Annotated in this window: 6 protein-coding genes; all 6 read right to left on the bottom strand. The window is 70.1% G+C overall.

The window, feature by feature from the left end; all coding sequences use genetic code 11:
* Nucleotides 1–130: 130 nt before the first annotated feature.
* A complete protein-coding gene (istB, locus tag Q8W71_RS32135; RefSeq protein WP_305529341.1) occupies nt 131–955 on the bottom strand; it encodes an IS21-like element helper ATPase IstB in 825 nt (274 codons plus the stop codon).
* Nucleotides 952–2,478, bottom strand: coding sequence for an IS21 family transposase (istA, locus tag Q8W71_RS32140; RefSeq protein ID WP_458351527.1), 1,527 nt, complete (start codon nt 2,476–2,478; stop codon nt 952–954). The genes istB and istA overlap by 4 nt, the downstream gene beginning before the upstream one ends.
* A 333-nt stretch (nt 2,479–2,811) precedes the next feature.
* Complete coding sequence (locus tag Q8W71_RS32145; RefSeq protein ID WP_305529398.1) at nt 2,812–3,135, bottom strand: DUF736 domain-containing protein; 324 nt, start codon at nt 3,133–3,135, stop codon at nt 2,812–2,814.
* 1,211 nt (nt 3,136–4,346) lie between these two features.
* On the bottom strand, nt 4,347–4,517 hold the full coding sequence (locus Q8W71_RS32150; protein WP_305529399.1) for a hypothetical protein: 171 nt from the start codon (nt 4,515–4,517) through the stop codon (nt 4,347–4,349).
* Between the two features lie 244 nt (nt 4,518–4,761).
* Nucleotides 4,762–5,184 carry a hypothetical protein gene (locus Q8W71_RS32155; protein WP_305529236.1) on the bottom strand — a complete coding sequence of 141 codons (423 nt, stop codon included), beginning with the start codon at nt 5,182–5,184 and terminating at the stop codon, nt 4,762–4,764.
* Nucleotide 5,185: 1 nt separating this feature from the next.
* Nucleotides 5,186–5,443 carry a type II toxin-antitoxin system prevent-host-death family antitoxin gene (locus tag Q8W71_RS32160; protein ID WP_305529237.1) on the bottom strand — a complete coding sequence of 86 codons (258 nt, stop codon included), beginning with the start codon at nt 5,441–5,443 and terminating at the stop codon, nt 5,186–5,188.
* Nucleotides 5,444–6,059: the final 616 nt, after the last annotated feature.

The following is a 6,059-nucleotide window of genomic DNA, read 5'->3' on the forward strand; positions in this document are numbered from 1 at the left end:
TGTAGCGCGACGATCTGGATGAGAGCCGAGCGACAATCAGGATGAGAGACCGGTGTCGCGGCGGGTTGATGATGAGCGGATCGATCGACCCGCACAAGACAGTTTTGAGCGAAGTTCGTGTCGCGGCGCGTCACGCGTCGGCGGTTTTGATTGTCGCGCGGGTCGGCGGTCGACCGGGACCGCGCTTCCGATCGAGGGCCGTGCGACGCCGGTAGCTCTCGACGTTCATCTCGAAGATGGTGGCATGATGCACCAGCCGGTCGACGGCGGCGAGCGTCATCGCCGGATCGGGGAAGATCCGGCCCCATTCGCCGAAGGGCTGGTTGGCGGTGATCATCAGGGAACGGCGCTCGTAGCGGGCGCTGATGAGCTCAAACAGCACGCTCGTCTCGGCTTGGTCCTTGGTGACGTAGGCGAGGTCGTCGAGGATCAGCAGATCGAAGCGGTCGAGCCGACCGATGGCCGCCTCCAGGCCGAGCTCGCGCCGGGCGACCTGCAGCTTCTGGACGAGATCGGTCGTGCGGGTGAACAGCACCTTGAAGCCGGCCTCGACGAGGGCGAGCCCGATCGCGGCGGCGAGGTGGCTCTTACCGCCGCCGGGTGGGCCGAACAGGAGCAAATTGGCCCCCTGCGCGAGCCACGCGTCGCCGGCGGAGACTGCCATGACCTGGGCCTTCGAGAGCATCGGCACGGCGGCGAAGTCGAAGCCGTCGAGCGTCTTGCCCGGCGGCAGGCGTGCCTCGGCGAGATGACGCTCGATGCGCCGTCTGTCGCGCTCGGCCAACTCGTGCTCGGCCAGCGCCGCGAGGAAGCGGGCAGCGGGCCAGCCCTCCTTGTCGGCCTGTTCGGCAAAGCGGGGCCAGACGGTCTTGATGGTCGGCAGGCGCAGCTCGCCGAGCATGATGCCGAGCCGGGCGGTATCGACGGCGGTGGTGGTGCGAGCCGGGGCCTTCATGCCGCCTCTCCCGTCGTCCGAGGGTCTCTGACGGCATCCAGGAGGCTCTCGTAGCTCGCCAGCGAGCCGAGGGCGACGGTGACGTGGGGAATGGCCGCCGGATCGGGGGCGAAGCGGGCCCGCAGGGCGGCGAGATCGGGCAGGCGCTTGGCGGCGAGTTCGACCGCCAGGCATGCGGCGAGTTCGGCCTCGCAGCCCCGGTCATGGGCGAGCGCGAGGAGATCGACGGCGATGCGGCAGGCTTGCCGCTCTGGAAGCGCGGCACGCAGGGCCTCGAAGGCGTGCCGGTAGGGTGGGCGTGGGAAGAGCCGGTCGCGGTAGACGAGGTTGAGCAGCGCCATCGGCTTGCGCCGGAGAGCGTGGATGACGTGGTGATAATCGACGACCTGATCGTGCCGTCCGCCCGGATGAGCCCGGCCCCGCGGCAGGGTGAAGAGGTGGGATCCGCCGACGAAGACGTCGAGGCGGTCGTCGTAGAGCCGCACGCGCAGGCTGTGGCCGATCAGGCGCGAGGGCACGGTGTAGAACACCTTGCGCAGGCGGAAGCCGCCGGCCGAGGAGACGCGCACGCTGACCTGTTCGTAGTCGCACGAGCGCCGCTCGGGCAATCGCCCCAGGGCGGCCCGCTCGCTGTCGATGCGCTTGACCTGGCGGGTGTTGCGGCGTCCGACGAGCTCGTCGACGAAGGTGCGGTAGGCGGTCAGGTCGGGGAAGTCCGTGCTGGTGCGCAGCAGGAGCGCGTCGGCGATGGCGCGCTTGAGGTGGCCATGTGGGCCCTCGACCGAGCCGTTCTCGTGAGCGAGGCCGGTGTTGTTGCGGGTCGGCGTCATGCCGTAATGGGCGCACAGGGCCTCGTAGCGGCGGGTGAGATCCTCGCATGCGGCCTCGTCGAGGTTGCGGAAGGCGGCCGAGAGACTGTCGGTGCGATGCTCACGGGGCACGCCGCCGAGCGACCAGAGGGCGTTCTGCAGCCCTTCGGCCAGCGCTACGAAGCTCTCGCCGCCGAGCACGACGTGGGCGTGCTCGAAGCCGGAGTAGGCGAGCCGGAAGTGGTAGAGCCGGTGGTCGAGGCGCATCCCGGCGATGGTGACGCCGAGGTCGGCCATGTCGGTGAAGTCCGACAGTCCCATCCGCCCGGGCTCGTGGGTCTGACGGAAGATGACGTCCTGGTCGGCCCCGTGCACGGCGCGCCAAGCCCGGATGCGCCGCTCCAGGGTCCGCCGGACCCCTTCGCCCAGATCGGGATGACGGCGCAGGATCTCCTCGAAGACCGCCACGGGCCTCAGGCCAGGCGAAGCTTCGAGCAGCGGCACGATCTCGGTCTCGAACACCTCGGCGAGGGGATCGGGCCGTCGTCGGCCACGCGGGGCCTTCTTGGCCGAGGGCAGGCGCGGATCGGCGCTGATGCGATGGCCGGTGGCGGGACTGAAGGCGGCCTTGGCGGCGGCCGCAGCGACGCTGTCGCTCTGACGGAACTGCATGAAGAGCCTCATCTGGTGATCGGTCACGTGGCGGCCGGGCACGGGCGGGCTCCTCGTCGAGAGGACGTCCTTGCCCGTCGCCAGCTGGCCGCTCTCACCAGACGGCATGCCCCTTGGGGTCACGCCGACGCCGATCTGATGCCTCCGGTCGGGCTCCGCCCTCCCTCCATCATCAGATCGGCGTTCCTCTCACCTTGATTGACGCGCTGGCCTCATCCTGATTGTCGCGCTGCATCGGCCTGTTCAGTGGGGATGCCCGCCTGGCGCAGGGCCTTAGCATATCCGAGTGTGTCGAACGCGTAAGCCATCGTTCCGTGTCTCCCTCCGTCGCAGGGTCAGGCCCCGCCCGTCAGGGCGGGGCGGCGGAGGCCTCGATCAGTCCTGTCGGCGGCCGTTGGAGCGGGTCCAGATCAGGGCGTGGGTCTTGCCGTCCTGCTCCGCGAAGAGGCGGGCGTAGAGGGGCGCCGGCAGGCTCGGATCGTCGATCTTGACCGAGACGTAGTCCCGCCCCTCGCTGGACCGCTTGGCCCAGCCGGCCCCGATCTCGGCCTTGCCCAAGTAGATGCGGTGGGTGGGCGCGGTCTCGCCGCTGCGCTCCGTCTCCGCCACGATCGCGACCTTCTTGGCCTGGATCGTCAGGGTGGTGACCTCGCCGGTGAAGCCGGTCTGGGTCTGGGTGAAGGTGCCGATGGTCGCCATGTTGTCTCTCCTCGTCCGGTTGCTCTCGGCCGCGCCCCTGCGGCCTCGATGGCGGTCGTTGAGCCGGAGGCTGCCCGGCGCCGCACCCGCGCAGCGGGCCGAAGCGGAGCGGAGGACGGCAGGGGAACGGGTTTCTTGTCCCGGGAGGAGCCGCCGCAGGCGGCGGGGAAGAAACCTGGAGCCCGCCGTTGCGGTGGTCCCGGGCGCCCCGGATAGACACGCCCATCACGAGGCCCGTGGGCCGCGGCCGTGCACGGGAACATGGGGTGAACCCTGGCCGGTCGAGCTCCCCCTCCTTCGAACCCGGCTCCGCGACGTCGCTCGCAGGACTTCGTCCCGGCCGCCCCGTCGGAGGAGAGGCGCTGCGGTTCGCCCCTACCCCCCGACCGACGTGCAGGGCGCCTTCGGGGCGCTGCGCAGCGGTTTTGGGCCGATCGGAGCAGGCTCGGCTCAGGCTCCGGCCGCCGCTCCGGCACAATCACCACGCCGTCGGCGAGGAGGATCCAGCCCTCGCCTTTGCCTCGCCACCACACAGGCCGAAGCCGGAGCCGAGGTGATTCCACGGCCCGAGCGGACGATTGGCATCGTCGTCGTTCGCAGGCCGGCGGCCGCGCCCCGTATGGCCGGGCAGCGGGGTGGAACAGGGGTGACCGATGGCGCTGAGACGGATGGAGGGGCTTCTGCATCTACAGACGGAAGAGGCCGCCCCATGAGGAGCGGCCCAAGTCTGTTGAGGATGCACTGAGAGGGCGCGAGACAGCGACGCCATCGCCGTCCCGCACTGCACAATAAGTTCAGGGCGGAGCGACCAACAAGCGTCTCAGGGTTGTATCTGCCGCCCAAGCGTGATGTTGCTTGCCGATCGGCTCCGAAGTGCGATCCCGGCAAATTCCCGTCACGGACGCGACAAGGTCTGCCGACGATACCCGGGCGGTTATACCTTGTGCCTTCGGCGTGGCTGGCATGATCCGAACACGGCGACGGACGGGTTGCAGGCTGGTGGCCGTGCAACGCATTCGATCCTTCTCGCGTGGGGCGGACTCGGCTCGGTGTCCGCCTCTCGCCGAAAGGTCGGCAGCGCTCGGGTCGCCCACAAGCGCGGCGACGAGGCGGGCCCTACGGGCCCTCGCCACGGAGCATCCGCGCTGGGACGCACAAGGACCTGCCGAGGGACCGCCATCACGGCGCATTGCCTTGCTCCGGGCGAGGGTTCAGCCCTCGTGGGGGTCGAACTCGGTGACGACGCTGGTGGGATCTCCCTCGAACTCGTCCGAGGTGACGACGGCGTATCCGGCCTCGGAGCGGAACACGGTGACCGGGACCATCAGGGTCTGCGCGAGGCTGTGGGCGTAGCGGTGCGCGAGGCTGAGATCGGTCGCCATCGGGGTCTTGCTCCTGACGGAGCGGGGGCGATCCCCGCTCGACAGCGGCCCCTAGAGGCCGGGAGCGGCCGCGATCACCGCGGGAGGCGAAGCCGGGAGCGGCCGCCCGTTTGCGGAGCGGACCCCTTGCGGGTTGATCGTTGAAGGCCGCGACGGCCTATCGGGGTTGCGGCGAGAGAGCGGGGTCGTCCACCGCCGACCGGGCGCGACATCGATAGGACATCGATATCATAGCGATATGCGGTCACAGGGTTCGATCGATCCGGCCCTGGGCGGCGGTGAAGAGCGGGCGGATCGCGGCCCGGATCTGGTTCATGAACCCGGGCCCGAACGAGCCGCGCGCCGTCTGGTTCGGGTCGAGGTGGAAGGATCGCTCGGCGACGTCGTAGTTGTATTCGCTGACCGTGATCCAGCCGCGTTTCAACGTCGACAGGCCGGCGCGTCGCAGCTCGAGCAACGGGATCTCGAGGGCGGCCTGCCTCTCGCCCGGCGGGGTTCCGGAGATGGCCAGCAGGACGAGGTGGGTCAGCCCTTGAGCCTGATCCGGGATGGTGACGGCCAAGCAAGTCGGACGGTCCTTGGGCGCGTTGAACCGGCCCTCCGCGCGCTGCCACCGCCACAGGTAGGGGTAGGTGATGACCGAGCCCGACGGGAAGGGGTTCGCCATCCTAGTCGCCCCCGTGCTCCGCCGACTGGCGGTCGAGCTCGGCCAGGATGAGATGAGCCAGCTCCGGCGGCGTCTCCCCCGCGGCCAAGGCCCGGCGCGGGTCGGCCTGCTCGGTAAGCTGCCGGTAGGTGTCGGCCGAGAGCACGACCAGCGACGGCCGGCCGTGCTTGGTCAGGGTCAGTGGCGCCAGGCGCGCCTCGTCGTGGTAGCGGCCGAAGTGACGGAGGAACTCGGCGGTGGTGACGGATTTGTCCGGCATCCTGCACTCCTTTGGGTTATACAGATTATACAGATAACATGTCCGGACGCTATCTCGCCGGGCGGGCAAGGCCTCCACAGGTCGGGATCGTCCTGGAGGAAACGGGCGGGGATCTCCTCACATCCCTGCCAGGCGACGCGACCGTTCCGCCAGATCGTGATGTAGCCACGGCCCTGCGGCATCGGTGGCGGAAGGGCGGCCTCGTAGTTGCGGCAGCCGAACTCGCCCACCGTGGCCGAGAACGCCGGGACCCGGCTGTTGCCGATCAGGACGCGGTCGCAGGCGCCGGTCGGCCGCCGGACCCGGCGCCGCCGACAGGCCGAGGCGGAAGGCCTCGTAGGCCTGCCGCTCGCCCTCGGACGGCACCTTCCAGTGCCGGCAGTGCTTGCACTGGGCGGGACGCGTGTCGGCCGGCTCCTCGATCGCCGGTCCGCCGTTGTGCCCGAGGCGCCCGGTCACGGCCGGCCCCCGCACGAGCCGTCGGCCGCCAGCCAGGCCCGCAGGTCCTGGCGCATCCGGCCGACCGGCCCGTTGACGACGCTGACGCGGGCGTCGCGCCGCACGCAGCCCATCTCGACGAAGCCGCGCACGAGGGCGTGCATCACCGCGACGTAGA

The organism is Methylobacterium amylolyticum (assembly GCF_030700245.1).
Taxonomy (GTDB): domain Bacteria; phylum Pseudomonadota; class Alphaproteobacteria; order Rhizobiales; family Beijerinckiaceae; genus Methylobacterium.